Genomic DNA, 21,931 nt, shown 5'->3' with positions numbered 1-21,931 from the left:
GGGGACGGAGCGCGCCGCGCCCCGGGCCGCGCCGGTGTCAGGCGTTGGGCGGAAGAGCGGTTCCGGCGCCCCTCCGGCGCGGCCTGAGCAGGTCGTGGCGATCCCTGGGCAGGGTGGGCTCGCCCGCGCCCTGCACGGTGAAACCGGCGTCCTCGATCATCTCCAGGTCGGCCCGGCCCGCCTGGCCCTCGCTGGTGAGGTAGTCGCCCAGGAACACCGAGTTGGCGATGTGCAGCGCGAGCGGCTGGAGGGAGCGCAGGTGGATCTCGCGGCCGCCCGCCAGGCGCACCTCCACGTCGGGGAAGACGAACCGGGCGGCGGCCAGGACGCGCAGGCAGCGCTGCGGGGTCAGCTCCCAGGTGCCCTCCAGCGGGGTGCCCTCGAAGGGCATGAGGAAGTTGACAGGCACCGAGTCCGGTTGCAGCTCGCGCAGCGCGAACAGCGCGTCGACCAGGTCGTCGTCGCTCTCCCGCATCCCCGCGATCAGTCCGGAACAGGGGGACAGGCCCGCGTGCTTGGCCCTTGTCACGGTCTCCACCCGGTCCGCGAACTCGTGGGTGGTGCAGATGTCGGCGTAGCGCTCCTCCGAGGTGTTGAGGTTGTGGTTGTAGGCGTCGGCCCCGGCCCGGCGCAACCGGTCGGCCTGGCCCTCGGAGAGCAGGCCCAGGCAGGCGCACACCTCCACGCCGGGGTGCTCGCTCTTGACGCCCTCGATGGCGGGGGCCAGCCGCTCCACGTCGCGGTCGGTGGGTCCGCGCCCGCTGGCCACCAGGCAGACCCGGCTGGCGCCCGCCCTCACCCCGTGGGAGACGGCCTCGCGGGTCTGGTCGGGCTTGAGCCAGGTGTACCTGACGATCCCGGCCTCGGAGCCCAGGCGCTGGGAGCAGTAGGAGCAGTCCTCCGGGCAGAGCCCGCTCTTGACGTTCACGAGGTAGTTGAGCTTGACGCGGCGCTCGAAGTAGCGCTGTCGTACGCGGAACGCCGCGGCGACCAGATCCATCAGGTCGTCGTCGGAGCTGCTCAGAACCCCGAGGAGTTCGGCGCGGCTGGGCTTCTCGCGGCGAAGGGCCTTCTCGGCCAGGGGAAGGAATGCGGTCACGGGGACGATCCTGGCTCCCCGGACGCGGGCGGCACAGTCGCCGAACCAGCCAAAAACGCGGCGGAAGTCTTGTGCGGGGCGGCTGTTTGTCGCCGCGTCCCGGACGGGGCCGGGCGCGGCTACCGTCCGTGGGGGCGGGCGCCCCGCAGGAACTGCTCGACCGCGGTCTCGACCAGCCCGTCGAGCCTGTCCGCGTCGATCATGCCGCCGTTGACCATCGTCGCTATGCCCTGCGCGGTCGCGTACAGGATGATCCCGATGCGCTCGGGGTCGCCGTGTTCGAGCGCGCCGCGTTCCTGTCCCTCCTCGATCAGCTCGCCCACCTGACCGAAGGCGGCCTCGGCCGCCTCGACGAGCCGTGTCGCTCCCGGCCGGTGCTTGCCGGAGTTCATCAGTTCGAGCAGCGCGGCGTTCTCGGTGGCGAAACGGGCGAAGGCCAGCACGGCTCCGTGCACACGCACGTCGAACACGTCCCCGGCCTCCGCCAGCGCGGTGCGCAGCGCGTCGCCCAGGCGGACGAACCCCGCCTCGGCCAGGGCGTCGAGGAGTGCCTGACGGTCAGTGAAGTGCCGCCGCGGCGCGGCGTGGCTCACGCCGACCTCCCTGGCCAGATCCCGGAGTGAGAGCTGGTCCGCTCCGTGCTCGCGCAGTTGGCGCGCGGCCGCGTCGAGGATCGCGCTGCGGAGGTTTCCGTGGTGGTAGGGGCGCTGCCCGGCGGGTTGGTTCACGTCCGCCATCCTAACACGTGATGTTTGCATTGACATCATTGTTTTCACTGACTACATTCGGGGGTTATGGCAGCGTTCTCCGCCCAAGACGTCCCTTCCATGACCGGCCGCACCGTCGTCGTCACCGGCGCGAACAGCGGGATCGGACGCGTCACCGCGCGCGTCCTCGCCGAACGGGGCGCCCGGGTCCTGCTCGCCGTCCGCGACCCCGCCAAGGGCCGCGCCGCCGCCGCGACCATGACCGGCGACGTCGAGGTCGGCGAGCTCGACCTCGCCGACCTGTCCTCGGTCCGCGCGTTCGCGCGTTCGCTCACCGAGCCCGTCGACCTGCTCGTCAACAACGCCGGTCTGTCGCTCCCGCCGCTGGCCCGCACCGTCGACGGCTTCGAGTCGCAGTTCGGGACCAACCACCTCGGCCACTTCGCGCTCACTAACCTGCTGCTGCCGCGGATCCGGGGGAGGGTCGTCACGGTGGCCTCGCTCGCGCACCTGATCGGCTCGATCGACTTCGCCGACCCCAACTGGGAACGGAAGCCCTACCGGGCCTATCCCGCCTACGGCCAGTCCAAACTCGCCAACCTCCTGTTCGCCTCGGAACTCCAGCGGCGCCTCGACGAGGCCGGTTCCCCGGTGATGTCGACGGCCGCCCATCCCGGGATCTCGGCCACGAACCTGATGAGGACCGAAGGGCGCGGCCCGTGGCTGCGGGCGAGCCAGGCGGTGATCGGCCTGGTCACGCAGAGCGCGGAACTCGGCGCCCTGCCCACGCTCTACGCCGCCACTGCGGACGTTCCCGGTGACAGCTACGCCGGTCCCCGGCACCTGATGGGGCTCCGGGGCGCACCCAAGCTGGTCACACGCGCCGCGAAGGCGACTGACGCCGACGCGGCGCGCCGACTGTGGGAGGTCTCCGAGGAACTCACCGGAGTGGTCTTTCCGCTGAGGACGCCCCGCGCCGCCTGACACCCCCCGCGGCGCCATGAGCCCGACCGTTCACCGACTCCGCCGCCGTCGGCACCGGCGCACCCCGGAAAGGAACGTCCGTTGACGCGAACACACGACACTCGGCCCCGCGACGCCGAACTCAGGCGCCTGCTGGACCGGGCCGAGATCAGCGAGGTCCAGACCCGCTACGCCACCGGAACCGACTCCCGTGGCTGGGAGCTGTTCCGCAGCTGCTTCACCGACGAGGTCGAGGCGGACTTCAGCGAGGGCTTCGGCCAACCCGCCGTGCGCCTCACCGCCGACGCGTGGGTCGCGGGTACCGCGCCGCGGATGGAGTCCTTCAAGGCGACGCAGCACATGATCACGAATCACGTGGTCACCTTCGACGGGGACGATCACGCCACGTGCGTGGCCTACGTGCGGGCGAGCCATCACCTGCCCAACAGCCTGGGCGACAGCGACCAGACCGTGTACGGGTACTACACGAACCGGTTCATCCGGACCCCGAGCGGTTGGCGCATCGCCGGCGTGAAGCTGACGCCCCTGTGGATGACCGGGAACTTCGGCGTCTTCCAGTCCGCCCTCGCCGGAGAGGACGCCGCTTGAGGCGGCGCCGCCCGGGCGGGCCCCCGGACCGCGCGGCGGACGGAGCTCAGTCCGCGGGGGCGTCCCCCCAGCGGGCGAGGACCTCGCGGAACCCGTCGGCGGCGGTGAACACGTGGCCGCCCATGCCCAGTGCCTCGGCGGCCCGGACGTTCTCCTCGCGGTCGTCGACGAAGAGGATCCGCCCGGGCTCCACGTCCAGGGCCTCCTGGCACCACCGGTAGGCGTCCGGTTCGGGCTTGGCGCGGCGGATGCGGCAGGAGAAGGCGCGCACGTGGAAGCGGTCGAGCCAGGGGTGTCGCGCCTCGTAGTGGGCGGCCAGCTCCTCGGGGATGTTGGACAGCAGCCCGATCCGCCGACCGGAGGCCGCGAGCTCCCCGACCAGGGCGACCATGGTCTCGTCCACGGCGCTCCAACTGGCGACGTCGGCCTCGACGAGCGCGGCGATCCGCTCTCCGTCGAAGCGCGCGCCCAGGTCCTGGCCCACGCCGCGCCAGTACTCGGCGGCGCTCACGTCAGCGCGGTCGTAGGGCTGGCGCCGTGCCCAGTACGCCTCCCAGAAGGCCGGGGCGGGCGCACCCGCGACCCGGACCAGCCGGTCCCCGCCCTCCTCGGACTGGTGGCGGGCCAAGACGCCGAACAGGTCGAAGAGCACGGTCAACAGGACACACCTTCCTCACGGCACCGTCGGGAACCCGTCCAGATCGTACGCGGTCGGGCGATACACGTCGCGGGCCAAACGATGGACATCTTTTGGCCCTTGGGCGTTTTGTCCGTGACCCTCGGCTTCCCGGCGTGTCCACTCTGGGGACGGACGAGCACTGTGCGACGTGGAAGGGACACCAGACGTGAGCGGAGCCAGACAGGCCGGGGACGAGTCGGTTCCGGCGGGGGAGGGCAACATCGTCCACGTGACGATGATCGCCGCGGCCGCGGCGATGGGAGGATTCCTCTTCGGCTACGACAGCGCCGTCATCAACGGAGCGGTACCCGCCATCCAGGAGTACTTCGGAGTGGGACCGGCCACGCTGGGCTTCACGGTCGCCGCCGCGCTCCTGGGCTGCGTGGTGGGCGCCGCGGTCGCGGGCGCCCTGGCCGACCGCCTCGGCCGCATCCGCACCATGCAGATCGCCGGTGTGCTGTTCGCGGTCAGCGCCATCGGTTCGGCGCTGCCGTTCAACGTGTGGGACCTGACCACCTGGCGGATCCTGGGCGGTGTCGCCATCGGCCTGGCCTCGGTGATCGCCCCGACCTACATCGCCGAGGTGTCGCCCGCGGCCTACCGCGGCCGCCTGGCGTCTTTGCAGCAGTTGGCCATCGTGCTGGGCATCGCCGCCTCGCAACTGGTCAACTACGGCATCGCCCAGATCGCCGACGGCACCGCGAGCGGCATGCTGGGACCGGTCCAGGCCTGGCAGTGGATGCTGGGCGTCGAGGTCCTGCCCGCCCTGGTCTACCTGGGGCTGAGCGTGCTCATCCCCGAGTCGCCCCGCTACCTGGTGCGTGTGGGGCAGACCGAACGCGCCCGCCGCATCCTGGCCGACGTGGAGGGAGGCGGAGCCGAGCGGGTGGACAAGCGCATCGGGGAGATCCGTGAGGCGCTGGGCTCGGAGGTCCGGCCCAGGCTGAGCGACCTGACCAGCCGCTACGGTCTGCTGCCCATCGTGTGGGTCGGCATGGCCGTCTCGGCGTTCCAGCAGCTGGTCGGGATCAACGTCATCTTCTACTACTCCAGTTCGCTGTGGCAGTCGGTGGGGGTGGAGGAGTCGGCCTCGCTGCTGCTGAGCCTGTTCACCTCCATCGTGAACATCGTGGGTACGTTCGTGGCGATCCTGCTGGTGGACCGGGTCGGCCGCAAGCCGCTGCTGCTGGTGGGCTCGGCCGGGATGACGGTTGCGCTGGCGCTGGCCGCCTACGCCTTCAGCCACGCGGTGGTGCGGGGCGAGGAGGTGACGCTGTCGTTCGGCTGGGGCGCGGTGGCGCTGACCGCGGCCAGCCTGTTCGTGCTCTTCTTCGCGCTGTCGTGGGGCGTGGTCGTTTGGGTGCTGCTGGGGGAGATGTTCCCGCTGCGCATCCGCGCGGCGGCGATGGGCGTGGCCACCGCGACCCAGTGGCTCACCAACTGGCTCATCACCGTGAGCTTCCCGAGCCTGCGCGACTGGAGCCTGAGCGGCACGTACCTGATGTACGCGTTCTTCGCGCTGGTGTCGTTCTTCTTCGTGCTGAGGTTCGTGAAGGAGACCCGGGGCAAGACCCTGGAGGAGATGCGGGGCTGAGGGCTCAGCGCTCCAGGTCGATCTTGCGCTGGAGGAACTCCTCCCGGTCGATCTGGCCGCGCGCGTATCTGAGCCGCAGTTCCTCCTCCGCCGCGTCCACGGCCTGTGGCGCGGGCGCGGCGGAGGCCCGGCGACGCCCCGGTCGGCCGAGGTCGGCACGGGCCGCGCCCGCCACGGACGCCACCGTGACGACGAAGAAGACGCCCAGCGCCAGCATCACCATGATGACGACCGCGGCCATGATGTAGGCCATCGTCTGCTCCCCACTCCCGGAAGAAACGCTCCTCTCCTTCCTGTGTACCCGTGTCGGGGACGCTTCTCCAGGGGTTCTCCGCACCTGTGGACAACCGCTCCGTCCGGATCGCCGTAATCTGGATTGTCGCGATCCGGACAAAAAGGGTGGTTATGCGCGTCCTCCTCGTGGACAACCACGACTCATACACGTACAACCTCTTCCAGCTCCTGGCGCGCGTCCTCGGCCGGATCCCGGCGGTGCTCACCCATGACGAACCCCGCTGGGACCGGCTCGACCCGGCGGGCGTGGACGCCGTGGTCGTCTCACCGGGACCGGGGCGCCCCCAGAACCCCCGCGACCTGGGCCGCGTCCCCGAACTCCTGGCCCGCACCCGGCTGCCCGTCCTGGGGGTGTGCCTGGGCCACCAGGCCATCGCCCACCTGGCCGGGGCGGACGTGGTCTCGGCCCCCCGGCCCCGTCACGGCCACCTGTCCCGGATCCGGCACACCGGCGCGGGCCTGTTCGCGGGCCTGCCCCAGGGCCTCACCGCCGTGCGCTACCACTCCCTGGCCGTCCCCGAGCCGCTGCCCGAGGCGCTGTCGGCCACCGCCTGGGCCGAGGACGGCGTGGTCATGGGCCTGGAGCACCGCACGCTGCCCCGCTGGGGCGTGCAGTTCCACCCCGAGTCGGTGGCCAGCGAGCACGGCGCGGAGCTGGTGGCGAACTTCCTGGACCTGGCCCGCCCGCACACCGCCCTGGCGGCCGCGCCCCCGGGCCCGCCCGCGGAACGGGACACGGCCGCTCGGGTCGGGAAGGCCCCGACAGCGGTGCCCGGAGAGCGCCCCGACGCCCCCGCGGCCGCGGGGGCTCCGACCGTCCGCGTGCGCGAACTGCCCCTGGCCGTGGACACCGAGGCCGCCTTCGCCCGCCTGTACGGCGACGCAGAGTACGCGTTCTGGCTGGACAGCTCCCGCCCGGAGGGCCCCGCGCGCTTCTCCTTCCTCGGCGCCGCCACCGGCGAGGTGCTCACCTACCGCGTCGGCGGACCCGTCACCGTGCGCGCCGCCGACGGCACCGAGCACAGCGAGCCCGGCAGCGTCTTCGACGCCCTCGACCGCCGGATCCCCCCGCCCTCGCCCTCCGGCCTGCCCTTCGACTTCGCCGGAGGCTACGTCGGCTACCTCGGCTACGAGCTCAAGGCCGACTGCGGCGGCGACAGCGCCCACACCTCCTCCGAACCCGACGCGGTGTGGCTGCGCTGCGACCGGTTCGTGGCCGTAGACCACCACCGGAACCGGACCTACGCGGTGTGCGCCGACGACCTCCCCGGCGGCGACGCCTGGCTCGACGCGACCCTGGCCGCCCTCGCCGACCTGCCGCCGCCGCCCGCGCGAGGACTACGTCGCCGACGTCAAGGAGTGCCTGGCCGAGCTCACCTCCGGGGAGAGCTACGAGATCTGCCTGACCAACCGGGTCCGGGTGCCCCACGGCGGGAAGGACCTGGACTCCTACCGCCGTCTGCGCGCCGCCAGCCCCGCGCCCTACGCCGCCCTGCTGCGACTGGGGGCCACGAGCGTGCTCAGCGCCTCGCCCGAGCGCTTCCTGCGCGTGGACGGCGAACGCACGGCCGAGAGCCGCCCCATCAAGGGCACCGCGCCGCGCCACACCGACCCGGCCGCAGACGCGCGCGCGGCCCGGCAGTTGCGCACCGGCGCCAAGACCCGCGCCGAGAACCTCATGATCGTCGACCTGCTCCGCAACGACCTGGGGCGGGTGTGCGAGGTCGGCAGTGTCGAGGTGCCCGCGTTCATGTACACCGAGTCCTACGCCACCGTGCACCAGCTGGTCTCCACCGTACGGGGGGTGCTGCGCCCGCGGATGTCGGCCGTGGACGCGGTCCGCGCCTGCTTCCCCGGGGGGTCGATGACGGGCGCGCCCAAGGAGCGCACCATGCGCATCCTCGACCGCCTGGAGACCTCCGCGCGCGGCATCTACTCCGGCGCGCTGGGCTACCTGTCCTCCTCCGGCGCGGCCGACCTCAGCATCGTCATCCGCACCGCCGTGCTCAGCGGCGGCGAGCTGACCATCGGCGCCGGCGGAGCGGTCGTGCTGGACTCCGACCCCGAGGAGGAGTACGAGGAGATGCTGCTCAAGGCCGACGTGCCCGCCCGCGCGCGCTGACCCGTCCCCGGCCGGGTCGCAAAAACCGCTTGCCGCGACCGGGGCCGGGGTACCACCCTGGGCCCCATGGACGTCCCCGAGCACCAGATCCGCGCTCTGCACACCGACACCACGGTCACCGTCTACCAGGCCTACGCCCCCTCCCTCGGGCTGGCCGCCGCACGCGGGGGACGCTTCCCCTCCGCTTGGAAGCGTGAACGCATGACCTGGATCAAGCCTTCGTTCCTGTGGATGATGTATCGGTGCGGGTGGGGGCTGAAGAAGGACCAGGAGACCGTGCTGGCCGTGGAGATCACCCGCGAGGGCTTCGCGTGGGCTCTGCGCAACGCGTGCCTGTCGCACCACACGCCCGCCGTCCACCCGGACCGGGAGACCTGGCGCGCGCGGCTGCGCGAGGCGCCGACCCGTGTGCAGTGGGACCCCGAGCGCGACCTGCACCTGACCCCGCTGGAACACCGCTCCCTGCAACTGGGGCTGGCGGGCGAGGCCGCGCGGCGTTACGCGGACGAGTGGATCGTCTCGATCACCGACGTCACCCCGCTCGCGCGCCGGGTGCACACCCTGGTCCAGGAGGGGGACACCGCCGCGGCGACCCGGCTGCTGCCCGCCGAGCGTCCCTACCCGGTCGCGCCGGGGGAGCTGGACCACCTGCGCCCCGCCAGCGGACACGACGCCGCGGCGTGACCGCGCAACGCTCTGGTCAGTGTCACCCTAGCCGGACAGTCCAGGTGAGGGTCCGGGTGTGTACGGCGCCGACTGCGGCTGCTCGCCCCGGACCCGGTGCACCCGACCTACGCGACCGAGGCCGACGGAGCGCGGGCCCTGCGCAGTTCCCTGTGGCGCCGCCACGCGGACGGCGCGTGGCGGCTGTACTACCGCCAGGGCAAGCCCGCGCCCTGCGCACCGTGCCGAAGGGCCGGTCCCCCGGGGCCGGTGGGGCCCGGAAAATCCCGGCGGGGCGGGCGCGCGGAGCTGTACCATCGGGCGGCGCGTCCGGCGGCCGACACCGTCCTTCGGCGGGCAGGACGCCGGTTCGGTCGGGCGCCGCCCGCCCACGCGCACCACTTCCCGCGTACACGGAGCGAGGCGGTCAGACGTGAGCGAGCACGACAGGGCGATCGCCCAGAACCGGGCGAACTGGGACCAGCGCGCCGACGTCCACGCCCGGTCCGCGATGTACGACGTCGACGGGCTGATCGCGGACCCCTCCCGCCCCTCCTCGGTCGTGCTCAACGACGTCGCGGTGCTCGCGCCCCACCTGGAGGGCGGCACGGTGGCGGGGAGGTCGCTGCTGCACCTGCAGTGCCATATCGGCACCGGCACCGTCTGCTGGGCCCGGCTGGGCGCCGTGGACGTCCACGGCCTGGACCTGTCGCCGAACTCGCTGGCCCACGCCCAGCGCATCGCCGACGCCGTCGGCGCGGACGTCACCTGGGTCGAGGGCGACGCGCGTACGGCTTCCCAGGTCATCGATCGCGCGTTCGAGGTGGTCGTGACCAGTGCCGGGACGATCGTGTGGCTGCCCGAGCTGCGCTCGTGGGCCCGGTCGGTCCACGACCTGTTGGAGCCGGGCGGGGTGTTCGCGATCCGCGACGACCACCCGATCCTGGGCGCCATGGACTTCGAGCCGTGGCAGGTGAGCGGTGACTACCTCAGCGGCGGGGGCGCCAACGTCTACGACGACGCGGCGACCTACACCGACGGGCCCACGGACTCGATCACCCAGACCGTCAACCACGAGTGGCGCCACGACCTGGCGGAGGTGACGGGCGCGCTGTTGGAGGCGGGACTGGTCGTCGAGGCACTGGGGGAGCACCCGTTCATGGACTGGCCCGCCTTCTCCGGCCTGGTGGAGTGCCCGCAGGGGTGGCGGCTGCCCGAGGGCGCCCCCAGGATCCCGCTGAACTTCTCGGTGGTCGCACGCCGCCCGGAGTGACCCCCACGCGAGCCGTCCCTCCAGGGGCGGGGCAGGGGACCAGCGGCACGGGGCGACCGGTCCGGGCTTCCCGGTACGCCGCCCGCTCACGGGTCGGCCCGCCCGCTCCTCGGCGGCGCGGGTTCGGCCGCCGCGTCGGCGCGTCCCAGCTCGGCCCTCAACTCGCGGACCTGCTCGGTGAGTTCGCGGAGCTGCCGCGCGGTGTTCTCGTCGGCGGCCCGCTCACGCGTCCCGTTGTCGTCCTCCACACGCTGGACCAGCCACGTGGACAGCGTTCCGGTGATGACGCCGAGCAGGCCGATACCCATGACGAAGAGGAAGGCGGCGATCAGGCGGCCCGTGCCGGTGACCGGGTAGAGGTCTCCGTAGCCGACGGTGGACACCGTCACCAGCGACCACCAGAACGCGTCGGTGAGCGTGGTGATGTTGGCGCCGGGGGCGCCCTGCTCCGCGCGCAGGATGCTCACCGAGGCCATGACGAGCATGACGACGGTGATGCCGGCGGTGTAGAGCAGCACGTGCCCGCGCAGGGAGACCGACATGTGCCGGTGCAGCAGGGACACGACGGTCAGGAGCCGGACCAGGTGCAGGGGGCGCAGCACCGGCAGTACCACGATCAGCAGGTCCACCAGGTTCTGCCGCACGAAGGTCCACCGGTCCGGTGACAGGTACAGGCGTACGGCGTAGTCGATGGCGAAGACCACCCACACGGCCGCGATGAGCACCCCGCACAGCTCCCGCCAGCGCGGAGACAGGTCGGGGTCGACGGCGGGCCATGCATAGGCACCGATGAATGTCAGGGCCGCGAAGACCAGCGGCAGTTCGGTCGCGGACCGCCAGCTTTTCAGGCGGTCCTCGGTTCGGGGAGGGGATGTGCTGTGCTGTTCCACCCCCCGATTCGATCAAACCCCGTTCTCCCAGGTCGTACCCGGGTGCCCTTCCGCCCGCCCGTGTTGTCCACAGGGCCGGTGCGCACATGGTGGCCGGTGAGCCTTCCGCGATACGGTTGCGGTCATGGACAACGCACCGACACGACCGTCCACGTCGGTTGAGGACTACGTGAAGGTCATCTACGACCTCCAGGAACGCGGCACCGGGCCGGTGACCATCTCCGGTATGGCCGAGCGCCTGTCGGTGTCCAACTCCTCGGTGTCGGGGATGCTGCGCAAACTCAGTGAGCTGGGCCTGGTGGAGCACCGGCGCTACGGCGCGGTCAACCTCACCGAGCCGGGTGCCAAGGCGGCCCTTTCGGTGCTGCGCCGCCACCGCCTGCTGGAGACCTACCTGGTCGCCGAGCTGGGCTACTCCTGGGACGAGGTGCACGACGAGGCCGAGATCCTCGAACACGTGGTCTCGGACAAGTTCGTCGACCGCATCGCCCACCACTTGGGCGATCCCGTGGTCGACCCGCACGGCGACCCCATCCCCACCCGCGACGGCCACATCGTCGAGCGCGAGAGCCTTCTGCTGTCGGAGGCGGAGAAGGGCGTCAGCGGCGTGATCGTGCGCGTCAACGACACCGATCCCGATCTGCTGCGCTACCTGGCCGACATCGAGATCGGCATCGGGATGCGCGTGGAGGTGGCCGAGCGCCGCCCCTACGCCGGGTCGATGCAGATCACCGTGGGTGCCGACGCGGGCGCTCCCCAACGCTCACAGGCCCTGGGTCTGGTGGCCGCCGAGGCGCTGTGGATCAGCCCCGACGACCAGGGGTAGAGCTTTCCCGGAAACACCGTCGCTACCCGAACGGCGTGGCTACCGCGGGTGACGAGAACGATCCGACGGCCGGAGGCAGCGACATGCCTGTTTCCCCTGTGGCCGAACGCCAGTCCTCCACCGAGTCCCGTTAGGAGCCGCTGAGCCCGCCTCCGGGGGGTTTCACCGCCGACGACCTGGACGGCGTCCCGGGTCTTCCGCCGCACACCGAACTCATCGACGGAAGCCCGGTACTGGCGCCCCCTCAACGCAACTTCCACGCGGTCGTGCTCTCGGTCCTGGACACCGGTATCCCCGACTTCTGGCTGATCGAGCAGGACCGGGGCGAAGCCGTGGTCTACGTGCACGGACTCGCGCCCAGCGGCGGCTGCACCAAGCCGACCGCCCACCGACAGCGCCTCAAGACCTCCCGGCCCTTTCCCCATCGGCATCGACCTGACCGAGATCCAGCGCCGCTGAGCTGGGCGCCCCGACACGGGTCCGGGCGGCGGGTGCGCGCCACCCGCCGCCCGGACCCGTGTCGGGGTTCATCCCTGCACGCGCACACCCGCCACGCCGTCCGCGATCACGAACCGCGCACGGTCGCGGATGGGCGAGCCCGGCTCGCTCACGTGGTCCACGACGCGGTAGTCGGCCGTCCACTCGGTGGGCGTGACGACGTTGCGCACGTAGCCCCGTTTGCGGTTGACGAACCTGATGTGCGGGTTCTCCCGCAGCTGCACATCGTCGCCGGGGACCCGCTCGGTGCCGTCACCGCCGCTGGTGACGGACGTGCCCACCAGCTCGGTGGCCACCGTCGGCGACTCGGGGGCGTCGAAGTCGGCCTTGACGTCGCACACGTAGTTGGCGTGCACGTCCCCGGTGATCACCACCCCGTTGCGCGTGCGCGCCAGTTGGTCGCGGACCTCGTCGCGGTCCACGGGGTAGTTGTCCCAGGCGTCGTTGCTGAAGTCGGTCGCCCCGCCCTCGGCGAAGTCGCGCTGGGAGAAGAACACTTGCTGGGCGAGCACGTTCCAGCGGGCCCGCGACGAGGACAGCCCCTCCCGCAGCCACTGCTTCTGCCGGACGCCGAGCAGGGTGCGCGAGGGGTCGCCGCGCTCGGCGTCCGGCACCTGCGGGTCGCGGTACTGGCGGGTGTCGAGCAGGTGCATGTCCACCAGGTCGCCGAAGGCCAGTCTGCGGTAGAGCTGCATGTCGGGGCCGACCGGCGCCTGGGCGAAGCGCAGCGGCATGTGCTCGTAGTAGGCCTTGAGCGCCTGGGCGCGCCGGCGCAGGAACTCCTCGGGCGGGACGTCCTCGCCGTTGGAGCGGTCGTCGGCCCAGTTGTTCTCCAGCTCGTGGTCGTCGAAGACCACCGCCCACGGGAAGGCGGCGTGCGCGGCCTGGAGGTTGGCGTCGCTCTTGTACTGGGCGTGCCGCACGCGGTACTCGGCCAGGGTGCGGACCTCCCGTTCGGGGAGGTGGCCCCGGCCCAGGCTTCCCCGTCCGCCCGTCTCGTAGATGTAGTCGCCCAGGAACGCGACCAGGTCCAGGTCCTCCTCGGCCAGGTGCGCGTGGGCGTTGTAGTGCCCGGCGGTGTAGCTCTGGCAGCTGGTGAACGCGAAGGAGAACCGGTCCGTGCGGATTCCGGGGGGAGGGGCGGTCTTGGTGCGGCCGACCTGGCTGATCTCGTTGCCCACGCGGAACCGGTAGAAGTACTCGGTGCCCGGCCGCAGCCCATGCGCCTCCACGTGCACCGAGTGGGCGGCGTCGGGGCCCGTCTCAACGGTTCCGGAGGCGGAGAGCAGGCCGAAGCCCTCCTCCCGCGAGACCTGCCACTCGACCTCCACCCGCCGATCGGGCATGCCGCCCAGCCCGTCCTCCGCGAAGGGGTTGGGGGCCAGACGGGTCCAGAGCACGACGCTGCTGTGGAAGGGGTCGCCGGAGGCGACGCCCAGCGTGAAGGGCTCGGCGAAACGGCCCGAACGGACGGGGGCGTCGGTGCGGACGGAGGCGTCGGCCCGCACACCGGGGTTCCAGGCGGTTCCCAGCGCGACGGCGCCCAGGGTGGCCGCACCGCCTACCAGGGCCTGGCGCCGTGTGGTGCTGCTGACGGTCTCGACGGGGAGTGGAGCGGGGGTGCGGGGGTTTCCCGGCATGGGCGGTCTCCTGATCGTGTCGCGGGGGAGCCCGGCCCCGTGTCGGGCCGGGCGGGGGACCGTGCTCTATCCGGCCACAGCGGGCGGAACTCCCCAACCACCGGGCGGTGAACGTTGGACCCCTTAGGGTGACTAACAGGTGACAGCCCGTTGCGACGCAGGTCGGGCCCGCAACACGCCGGAGGGCCGGAAAACCCGTCGCGCGGCCCTCCGGTCACCGGAGCTCGCGCGGGCCCGGCGCGCGCTGCCGCGGGTCCTGGACGACCCGTCCACCTCCACCGCGCACCGGGCCGTCGGCGTCGCCGACTGAGCCCGAACGACCACGTCGCACCCCCGGTAGCATCGGTGCATGGACCAGGGGGCGGGCCGGGAAGAGGCCGAGGACACGCGTGTGCCGGACCGCGCGGTGGTGGAGGGTGCGCTGCGCTTCGTGCCCCTCATCGAGACCTACTACCGCCGCGCCCACGCCGAGATGCCCGCCGAACTGCGGCGGCTGTTCACCGACCACCACCTCACCGCCCGTCACGGCGCGGTGCTGGCCCAGCTCGTCCACGGCCAGGAACTCGGCATGGGCGAACTCTCCTCCCGCCTGGGGGTGGGGCCCTCCACCGTCAGCGAACTGGTCGGCGACCTGACCAGGGTGGGGCTGGTGCTGCGCCGCGAGGACCCCGCCAACCGGCGGCGCGCCCTGGTGTCGCTGGCCGACGAGCACCGCGACCTCATGCGCGCCTTCGTCGCCAGCCGGGCCCGGCCCCTGATGCGGACCTTCGACCGGCTCTCGCCGGAGCAACGGGAGGGCTTCGCGGCCGGGCTGGAGGCCTGGGCCCGCGAGCTGCACGGGATCTGACCCGCGTCCCTCTGGAAGCGTTCGCTCCCGCGCGAGCCCGCGCAGCGCGCATGCGCGCCCCTTCCTTCGGTTCCTGCGGGGCGGCCGGGGCTTTGGTCAGCGGACACCGCCCGGTTTGGGCAGCGGCCTGGCGCGCCGCACCGAACGGTGCCCGGGCGTCTCGTCGCGGTACCTGCGCCGGGGCTGGGGCCGGGGAGGGGTGAAGGGCGGGGTGATCTTCGGGCGGACCTCGGCGGACGGCGCGGTGGTCGGGTCCAGGCGGAGGGGATCGGCACGCATGGGATTTCCTCTCAGTTTCGCTCACATCGTAGTACTCTGCCTGGAGTGGTAATAACGTAGTACTACGTTTGAAGTGGTGTCAACTTCGTTCTGAGGAGAGACCTGACATGAGGAAGAATCCGGCACGCCGGGCGGCCCTGCTCGACGCGGCCATCGAGGTGCTCGCCCGCGAGGGCGCGCGCGGACTGACCTTCCGTGCCGTGGACACCGAGGCGGCCGTCCCCAACGGCACGGCGTCCAACTACTTCAACAACCGCGACGACCTGCTCACCCAGGTCTGCCATCGCTTCTACGAGCGTCTGGACCCGGACAGCGACGTGATGGCCGCGGCCCAGGAGGGGCCGCGCGACCGCGACAGGGTCGCCGAGCTGATGCACGAGACCGTGGGGCGCCTCACCGACTTCCCCTCCGGCTATTTGGCACTGCTGGAACTGCGTCTGGAGGCCACCCGGCGGCCCGAGTTGCGCCAGTTGCTCACCGAGCGCGTCCGCGCCGACATGGACGCCAACATCGCCTTCCACACCGGGTCCGGTATGCCCGGCGACGCGACCACCGTCGTCCTGCTCTACCTGGCGCTGAACTGGCTCATCCTGGAGCGGCTCACCCTGCCCGACCTCTTCCCCCAGGAACGGTTCCACGACCTGGTGACCGACGTGGTCGAGCGCATCGTCCCCGGCCCCGGCCGCGCGGACTGACGGCCGCGCTCTCGGGGCCGCGGCGCGGGTTCCCCGACCCGCGCGGCGGCCCCGGTCGGGCTGTCCACACCCCCTGTCGCGACGGTTGGCACGCCTCTATCCTGGAGGCATGTTCCAGCGACATTAAGCTCCCAGCCGGTTCTCGGTCCGAGCACGCGGTCCACCCCGGGCGGTCCCCGCCCCGGTGCCCGTCTCCGCTCGACCGAAAGACCTCCATGACCTCCCTGTCCTCGCGTGCCCCCGGCACGCGTCCGTCCCGTCTGACCCGACCCCTGTACGCCTACGCGGCCCTGGGGGAGTTCGTCCTCCTCTACCCGCTGTACGCGCTGCTGTTCGACGAGACCGGCCTGACCGTCGCCCAGATCAGCTCCCTGTTCGTGATCTGGTCGCTGTCCTCGGTCCTCGCGTCCGTCCCAGCCGGGGCCTGGGCCGACGTGGTACCGCGACGCTACCTGCTGGCCGCCGCCCCTCTCCTGGCCGCGTGCGCGTTCGCGCTGTGGCTGCTGTGGCCCGGATACTGGGCCTTCGCGCTCGGCTTCGTCCTGTGGGGCGCGGGCGGCGCGCTGTCCTCGGGCTCCCTCGAAGCCCTCGTCTACACCGAACTCACCCGCCGCGGCGCGTCCGACCGCTACGCGCGGGTCATGGGCGTGACCCGCGCCCTGGACGTGGCCGCCGTCGGCGCCGCCACCCTGCTCGCCATCCCCGTCATGGCCCACGGCGGCTACGCGGCGGTCGGCGCGGCCAGCGTCGCCGCCTGTGTGCTGTGCGCCCTGGCGGCCCTGGCCCTGCCCGAGCACCGCGCCGCCCGCGGCACCGCGGGGACCGGGGAAGCGGAGGAGGCGCCCTCCGGCTACATGGAAGCCCTGCGCGGCGGACTGGCCGAGGCGCGCTCCAGCCGCCGGGTGCGCGGCGCGATCGTGCTCGTGGTCGCGGTGACCGCGTTCTGGGAGGCGCTGGACGAGTACGTCCCCCTGCTCGTCGCCGAGTCCGGAGTCCACGCCGCCACCGTTCCCGTGGCGGTCCTGGTGGTGTGGGCCTTCGTGCTCCTGGGCGGGCTGCTGGCCGGGCCCGCCTCCCGCCTGCCCGCGCGGGTCCTGGCCGTCCTGGTGGGCCTGGCCGCGCCCGCCATCGCCGCCGGAGCCCTGCAGGACGGCCCGGTGGGGTGGGTGCTGATCGGTGTGGGCTTCGGCCTGTGCCAGACCGCCGGGGTGGTCGCCGACGCCCGCCTCCAGGACCGCATCACCGGGCCGAGCCGGGCCACCGTCACCTCCCTGGCCGGTCTGGGCACCGACACCCTCACCACGGCCTCCTACCTGCTGTACGCGGGGGTGTTCGCGGTTACCGGGCACGCCCTGGCCTTCGCCCTGTTCGCGCTGCCCTACCTGGTGGCGGCCCTCGTCCTGGGCAGCGGTACCCGCGGGATCCGTCCGGCCCGCCGCTGCACCGAACGGAAGGGGGCGGCGCAGCGGTGAACCCCGTCCGAACCCGACCGCGTCCGGGCGCGTCCTCCCCGTAGCCGGGCGCTCCGCGTCCGGCACCGGGTGGAGGGCGCGAGCCCGCCACGCCGTACCGCGCCCCGGGACGGCGGGGCGCGGTACCCGCGGGCCGCGGGCGTCGAGGGACCGCCTGCGGCCCGGCCGCGACCCGGCTCCGGGGACCTCGGTGGCCAGGGCCCCTGCGCGTCTGAATAGCATCGGTTCCTGTGGCACACCAGACGACGAACACGGCGAGCAGTGAGGGCCCGGGCATCGCCTCCGTGCGCGGGATCAACGTCACCTACACCGACCGCGGGGCCGGGTACCCCGTCCTCCTGATCCACGGTCACCCCTTCGACCGCACCATGTGGGAGCCCCAGGTCAGGGCCCTGGCGGGACGCGGTTACCGGGTGATCGCCCCCGACCTGCGCGGGTACGGGAGCAGCACCGTCGTCCCCGGTACCACGACCCTGGACACCTTCGCCCGCGACCTGGACGCGCTCCTGGACCACTTGGGCCTGGACGTGGTGAGCGTGGTGGGGCTGTCGATGGGCGGCCAGATCGCCCTGGAGCTGTACCGGCTCTTCCCCGACCGCGTGGACTCGCTGACCCTGGCCGCCACCGACCCCAGTGCCGAGACCGAGAAGGGCCGGGCCGCCCGCGTGGCGCTGGCCGAACGGCTGCGCGACGAGGGCATGCGCGGCTACGGCGACGAAGTGCTCGTGGGCATGATGACCGCCGCCAACGTCCGCGAACTGCCCGCGGTGGCCGACCACGTGCGCGCGATGATGTACGCCGCCCCGCCCGAGGGGGCGGCGGCCGCCCTGCTGGGCCGCGCCAGACGCCAGGACTACGCGCCCCTGCTGCGCCGGGTGTCCGCGCCGACCCTGTTGGTGGGGGGCCAGCACGACGTGTTCACACCGCCCGATCTCGCCGAGTCCATGCACGTGCTGGTACCGGACTCGGTCGTGGAGATCGTCGAGGGCGCCGGGCACCTGCCCAACCTGGAGCGGCCCGAACGGTTCAACGAGGTGCTGCGCCGCTTCCTGGACCGCTGCCGCACCCGCGTCTAGGAGACGACCGCTACGTCCGGTCCCGCCAGCGGGCGCGCGGTACCCGGCGGGGTGGCGCCTCCGCGCCGCGGCGGGCCCCGGGGCGCGTCAGACGCGCTCGACGGGCAGCCACAGCTCGGCCTCGGCGGTGGCGCCGTCCTCGGTGTAGGAGATCCGCAGGATCTCCGGCCCCTCGGCGGCCCGGTAGGCCGTGTTGGAGGGGAACCACCGGCCGAAGGCGTCCGCCCACATGTGCTGCAACTCCTCGGGGCACCGCTCCACGGGCACCGACTTCGGGAAGACCGCCCAGGTGCCCTCCGGCACCTCCAGCGTCTCCATGCCCTCCGCGCCCCGGGCGGAGGTCGCCGCGGCCTCGTAGTAGTCGATCAGGCTCCCCTCACCTCGGTCGGGGGACAGGGCGGCGGTGACGCCCAGGACTCCGCGCGGCTCCTGGTCGGAGAGTTCCGCTAAGCGCGCCCGGACCTCCTGGTCCAGGCCCCTGGCGAACTCCTCCATGGCGTGGTTGCGGCCCTCGTGGACGATCGGCACCCGCGCCTTGGGTCCCACGAGGCGGAAGGCCTCCTTGTCCACGATCCGGTAGCGCACGGTGGTACCCCCTTCGACGGTCAGGCGGAAGGACATCCTCGGTTGGGAGGCGAGCACCGCGCCGGTCCGGCGGGCCTCACCCGGCCCCACACCGTGCATGGCGCGAAAGGCCCGGGCGAAGGCCTCCGCCGACCCGTAGCCGTGGCGCACCGCTATGTCGAGCAGGCTGTCGCCGCCTCCGAGCACCTCGGCGCCGGCGAGGGTGAGTCTGCGCCGCCGCACGTACTCGGACAGGGGCATCCCCGCCAACGCCGAGAACAGGCGGCGCAGGTGGTGCTCGGAGGTGAGCGCGATCCGCGCCATCTCCGCCACGTCCACCGGTCGTCCGGTGCCCTCCTCCACCTTCTCCAAGGCCCTGTTGAGCCGGTCCAGCATGGCGCCCTCCCTCTCCGCGTCACCGACGCTAGCGGTCCGGGCTCCCTCCGCGCCCGACAGTCGACGACCCCCTTCTGTGCGTTCGTCGGTCCTCGTCACCCATGTCCGGCGGCCGACGGGGTAGGGGACCCGTCCAAGGACAGGAAATCCTTGGGCAAGAAGCGCGTCTGCGCCGACGTGGCGTGCCCGAAGCAAGTACCACGGGCCCGAGGATGGCCCGCAGACCGACCCCGAGAAGGAGGTGGGCGGGGCGGGGACACACGCCCCGCGGACACATGGACCTGGGTTTTCTGCGACCTCTGTACGAGAGCGACGCTCCGGTGGCCTCGGTGCACCTGGACACCAGCCGCGACAGGACCGACGCCAGCAAGGAACTCGAACTGCGCTGGCGCCACCTGCGTGACGAACTCTCCTCGCTGGGCACCGACAAAGCGACCCTGGACGTGCTGGAACAGGCGGTCAGGGACGGCTCCTCCCGGGCCTTCGGCAGCCACGGCCACTCCCTTTTCGCCTCCGAGGGGCGCCTGCTCGGCGCGTACACGCTCTCCGAGCCGCCCGCGCAGAGCCGCGCCCTGCGCATGCCGGTCCCCGACCCCCTTCCCGTGGTCGTGGACCGGGGACGCTACCTGCCCTACGTCCTGGTGGCGCTGGACCGGGTCAACGCCAAGGTGTTCTCCTACACCGGCCAGCCCTCCAGCGGACCGGCCTCCGAGAAGGACTTCTCCGGAGCTGACCTGCGCAACATCGACCCGATGGGCCGGGGCGGACCCGGTGTCCTGAGCGGGTACAACGGCCGCTTCGACGGCAAGCACTACCCGATGGAGACCTGGCGGGAGAACACCGCCCGGATCGCCCAGCAGGTGCGCGAGGCCGTCGCCGAGGTGGACGCCCGGATCATCTTCGTCGGCGGTGACGAGGAGGCCATCGCCTACCTGCGCGACAACCTGGGCGAGCGCAAGCTGAGCATCCCGATCAGGCTGGTGGCCGGGGGGCGGGGCGGCCCCGACGCCGAGGAGCGACTGCACGAGGCCGCGGCGGAGGCGCTGCGCGACTTCGTCATCGACGGCCACGACGACATCATCGCCGACTACCACCAGAAACTCGCCAACGACCAGGCGGTGCGCGGCACCGAGCCCACCCTGCCGATGCTGTCGGAGGCGCGGGTGCGCACCCTGCTGCTGGGCGCCGACCGCGACGGCGAACCCGAGCTGTGGGGCTCACCGGGCGAGCCGGTGCTGGTGTCGAAGGACCCGGCGGACCTGGACGACCCCGACGCGGCGTTCCGGGCGCCTGCCAGCGCGCTGATGCTGCGATCGGCGATGGCCGCCGACGCCGGTTTCGGCGAGGTCCTCGACCACGGCCACACCAGCGCCGAGAACGGCGCCATCCTGCGCTTTCCCACGTCGCCGAACGAGAGGGTCTGACCGACCCCGACGAGCCGCCCGCGTCCGTCTCCGGGCGCGGGCGGTCCCGTGCAAGGCACCCGCTGGAGCCCTCGTCCCAGCGACCGACCTGGTGGCTCCGCCGCTGAGGCCGTCCAGGCCGCTCCGATGCCGTCGGCCGGGGCTACAGGGGCCCGACGGGGCCGGTCCGCCCTGCCCGTCGCGGGAACACAGTGCGCGTCCCGGTCAGGGACGGGTGGTCATCCCCAGCAGCGCCAGCAGCTCGGCCTCGGTGACCAGGTCGATGTGCTGGCCTCGCTCGCGGTAGGTCTCGGCCCGCAGGTGCTTGGCGGTCTTGCCGGGACCGCCGTGGCTCCCGAGGATGAGCACGTCGGTCTTCTTGGTGACGTTCTTGGCGGGCCGCCCTCCCGCCTCGGCCACGCGCCGCCACACCTCGGGCTTGTCCATGGACCCCAGGTCGCCGGAGACGCACACGGTGCGCCCGTACAGCGGCCCGCTGGGGTCGGCGTCCGGGGAGGGCTCGGGCAGCGGGGTCTGGGCGTCGCGCTGCCACCGTCCGAACCGGTCCTCGGGCGCGGCGGCGGACGCGGCGAACAGCGCGGACTGGGCGGCGGCCGGGACCGGAGCGGGTACCGCGCTCCCGGCCGAGGCCTCCACCCGGCGCAGGTCCGTCCGCGCGGCACGGGCCAGGTCGGCCAGCGACGGGGTGCCGTAGCGCTCCATGGCGGCGATCACGATGCGTGCGGCGGCCTCGGCGTCGGCGTCGGCGCGGTGGTGGTGCGTCACCCGGTGCCCGATGTGGGCGCACACGGTCGGCAGCTTGTGGTCGGGCAGCCCGCTCCAGGTGCGCCGGGACAGCGCCAGCGTGCACGCGTACTCCCACCCCGGGTGGGGCAGCCCGGTGTGCCCGCAGGCCTGGCGCAGCACCCCCATGTCGAAGGCGGCGTTGTGCGCCACCAGGGGGCTGCCGTCGGCGAACTCCACGATGCGCGCGTGCGCCTGTTCCCAGGAGGGGGCGTCGACGACGTCGGCCGCGGTGATGCCGTGCACGGCGATGTTGTGGCGGGAGAAGAAGTCCACCTGCCTCGGTGGCCGGATCAGCGTGGTGTACCGGTCCACGACCGCGCCGTCGCGCACCCGCACCAGGCCGACCGCGCACGCGCTGCCTCGGTCGTGGTTGGCGGTCTCGAAGTCGATCGCGGTCCAGGTCCGGGACACCGCGCACCTCCTGCAAACGGGGAACGGACCGAGGCTATCCGGGCCCGGACGCCTTCGGGGACGAAACGGCCCCACCGGTCCGGCGCCGACGGCGCGGCCCCGTCCCCGCTTCGGGGAAACCCCC

General features: G+C 72.6%; 20 protein-coding genes and 1 pseudogene. 12 read left to right on the top strand and 9 right to left on the bottom strand.

All coding sequences use genetic code 11. The features are described 5' to 3' along the window. Positions 1-37: 37 nt before the first annotated feature. A complete protein-coding gene (gene bioB / locus ABD54_RS12040) occupies positions 38-1,099 on the bottom strand; it encodes a biotin synthase BioB (protein WP_047869549.1) in 1,062 nt (353 codons plus the stop codon). 119 nt (positions 1,100-1,218) lie between these two features. Then, positions 1,219-1,836 carry a TetR/AcrR family transcriptional regulator gene (locus ABD54_RS12035; protein ID WP_047869548.1) on the bottom strand — a complete coding sequence of 206 codons (618 nt, stop codon included), beginning with the start codon at positions 1,834-1,836 and terminating at the stop codon, positions 1,219-1,221. Between the two features lie 90 nt (positions 1,837-1,926). On the opposite strand from ABD54_RS12035, the gene ABD54_RS12030 reads away from it, so the two are divergent. Further along, positions 1,927-2,790 (top strand): oxidoreductase, encoded by an 864-nt coding sequence (locus ABD54_RS12030; protein ID WP_235432043.1) that lies wholly within the window; start codon positions 1,927-1,929, stop codon positions 2,788-2,790. An 81-nt stretch (positions 2,791-2,871) separates the two neighbouring features. Then, positions 2,872-3,378: a nuclear transport factor 2 family protein gene (locus ABD54_RS12025; protein ID WP_047869546.1), complete on the top strand. Its 507-nt coding sequence runs from the start codon at positions 2,872-2,874 to the stop codon at positions 3,376-3,378. 46 nt (positions 3,379-3,424) lie between these two features. Here ABD54_RS12025 and ABD54_RS12020 read toward each other — a convergent pair whose 3' ends face one another. Continuing rightward, the gene (locus tag ABD54_RS12020; RefSeq protein ID WP_047869545.1) at positions 3,425-4,036 is read right to left on the bottom strand and encodes an HAD family phosphatase; all 612 of its coding nucleotides are present in this window, start codon (positions 4,034-4,036) and stop codon (positions 3,425-3,427) included. Between the two features lie 187 nt (positions 4,037-4,223). Here ABD54_RS12020 and ABD54_RS12015 point away from each other — a divergent pair, with 187 nt between their 5' ends. Beyond that, positions 4,224-5,651 carry a sugar porter family MFS transporter gene (locus ABD54_RS12015; protein ID WP_047869544.1) on the top strand — a complete coding sequence of 476 codons (1,428 nt, stop codon included), beginning with the start codon at positions 4,224-4,226 and terminating at the stop codon, positions 5,649-5,651. Positions 5,652-5,655: 4 nt separating this feature from the next. Here ABD54_RS12015 and ABD54_RS12010 read toward each other — a convergent pair whose 3' ends face one another. Beyond that, a complete protein-coding gene (locus ABD54_RS12010) occupies positions 5,656-5,904 on the bottom strand; it encodes a response regulator (RefSeq protein ID WP_047869543.1) in 249 nt (82 codons plus the stop codon). Positions 5,905-6,056: 152 nt separating this feature from the next. Here ABD54_RS12010 and pabB point away from each other — a divergent pair. The 3 genes and pseudogenes from pabB (at position 6,057) to ABD54_RS11995 (ending at position 10,003) form a co-directional block, all read left to right on the top strand. Continuing rightward, a pseudogene (gene pabB / locus ABD54_RS12005) lies at positions 6,057-8,067 on the top strand (aminodeoxychorismate synthase component I). 66 nt (positions 8,068-8,133) lie between these two features. Beyond that, positions 8,134-8,751: a DUF4291 domain-containing protein gene (locus ABD54_RS12000; protein ID WP_047869542.1), complete on the top strand. Its 618-nt coding sequence runs from the start codon at positions 8,134-8,136 to the stop codon at positions 8,749-8,751. Between the two features lie 412 nt (positions 8,752-9,163). After that, positions 9,164-10,003, top strand: coding sequence for a bifunctional 2-polyprenyl-6-hydroxyphenol methylase/3-demethylubiquinol 3-O-methyltransferase UbiG (locus ABD54_RS11995; protein WP_047869541.1), 840 nt, complete (start codon positions 9,164-9,166; stop codon positions 10,001-10,003). Between the two features lie 86 nt (positions 10,004-10,089). Here the strand turns inward: ABD54_RS11995 and ABD54_RS11990 are convergent, their stop codons facing one another. Continuing rightward, entirely contained in the window at positions 10,090-10,893 is an 804-nt protein-coding gene (locus tag ABD54_RS11990) for a potassium channel family protein (RefSeq protein ID WP_053063575.1), read from the bottom strand. A 124-nt stretch (positions 10,894-11,017) separates the two neighbouring features. On the opposite strand from ABD54_RS11990, the gene ABD54_RS11985 reads away from it, so the two are divergent. Next, positions 11,018-11,719: a metal-dependent transcriptional regulator gene (locus ABD54_RS11985; protein WP_082166785.1), complete on the top strand. Its 702-nt coding sequence runs from the start codon at positions 11,018-11,020 to the stop codon at positions 11,717-11,719. A 527-nt stretch (positions 11,720-12,246) separates the two neighbouring features. On the opposite strand, the gene ABD54_RS11980 is transcribed toward ABD54_RS11985, so the two are convergent. After that, a complete protein-coding gene (locus ABD54_RS11980; RefSeq protein WP_047869539.1) occupies positions 12,247-13,857 on the bottom strand; it encodes an alkaline phosphatase in 1,611 nt (536 codons plus the stop codon). 349 nt (positions 13,858-14,206) lie between these two features. On the opposite strand from ABD54_RS11980, the gene ABD54_RS11975 reads away from it, so the two are divergent. Beyond that, positions 14,207-14,704, top strand: a complete 498-nt coding sequence (locus tag ABD54_RS11975; RefSeq protein ID WP_047869538.1) for a MarR family winged helix-turn-helix transcriptional regulator — start codon at positions 14,207-14,209, stop codon at positions 14,702-14,704. A 96-nt stretch (positions 14,705-14,800) separates the two neighbouring features. On the opposite strand, the gene ABD54_RS11970 is transcribed toward ABD54_RS11975, so the two are convergent. Beyond that, positions 14,801-14,983, bottom strand: a complete 183-nt coding sequence (locus ABD54_RS11970; RefSeq protein WP_047869537.1) for a hypothetical protein — start codon at positions 14,981-14,983, stop codon at positions 14,801-14,803. Between the two features lie 107 nt (positions 14,984-15,090). Between ABD54_RS11970 and ABD54_RS11965 the strand changes: the two genes are divergently transcribed. The 3 genes from ABD54_RS11965 (at position 15,091) to ABD54_RS11955 (ending at position 18,226) form a co-directional block, all read left to right on the top strand. After that, positions 15,091-15,678: a TetR/AcrR family transcriptional regulator gene (locus ABD54_RS11965; protein ID WP_047869536.1), complete on the top strand. Its 588-nt coding sequence runs from the start codon at positions 15,091-15,093 to the stop codon at positions 15,676-15,678. Positions 15,679-15,893: 215 nt separating this feature from the next. Further along, a complete protein-coding gene (locus ABD54_RS11960; protein WP_047869535.1) occupies positions 15,894-17,150 on the top strand; it encodes an MFS transporter in 1,257 nt (418 codons plus the stop codon). Positions 17,151-17,434: 284 nt separating this feature from the next. Next, on the top strand, positions 17,435-18,226 hold the full coding sequence (locus tag ABD54_RS11955; RefSeq protein ID WP_047869559.1) for an alpha/beta fold hydrolase: 792 nt from the start codon (positions 17,435-17,437) through the stop codon (positions 18,224-18,226). Between the two features lie 87 nt (positions 18,227-18,313). On the opposite strand, the gene ABD54_RS11950 is transcribed toward ABD54_RS11955, so the two are convergent. Beyond that, complete coding sequence (locus tag ABD54_RS11950) at positions 18,314-19,186, bottom strand: helix-turn-helix domain-containing protein (protein WP_047869534.1); 873 nt, start codon at positions 19,184-19,186, stop codon at positions 18,314-18,316. Between the two features lie 275 nt (positions 19,187-19,461). On the opposite strand from ABD54_RS11950, the gene ABD54_RS11945 reads away from it, so the two are divergent. Then, entirely contained in the window at positions 19,462-20,610 is a 1,149-nt protein-coding gene (locus ABD54_RS11945; RefSeq protein WP_047869533.1) for a hypothetical protein, read from the top strand. Between the two features lie 204 nt (positions 20,611-20,814). Here the strand turns inward: ABD54_RS11945 and ABD54_RS11940 are convergent, their stop codons facing one another. Next, the gene (locus ABD54_RS11940; protein ID WP_047869532.1) at positions 20,815-21,807 is read right to left on the bottom strand and encodes an exonuclease domain-containing protein; all 993 of its coding nucleotides are present in this window, start codon (positions 21,805-21,807) and stop codon (positions 20,815-20,817) included. Between the last annotated feature and the right edge of the window lie 124 nt (positions 21,808-21,931).

Origin of the sequence: Nocardiopsis sp. RV163 (genome assembly GCF_001029525.1) — a bacterium.
Lineage (GTDB): Bacteria > Actinomycetota > Actinomycetes > Streptosporangiales > Streptosporangiaceae > Nocardiopsis > Nocardiopsis dassonvillei.
This window is presented reverse-complemented; position numbering and strand designations above follow the sequence as displayed.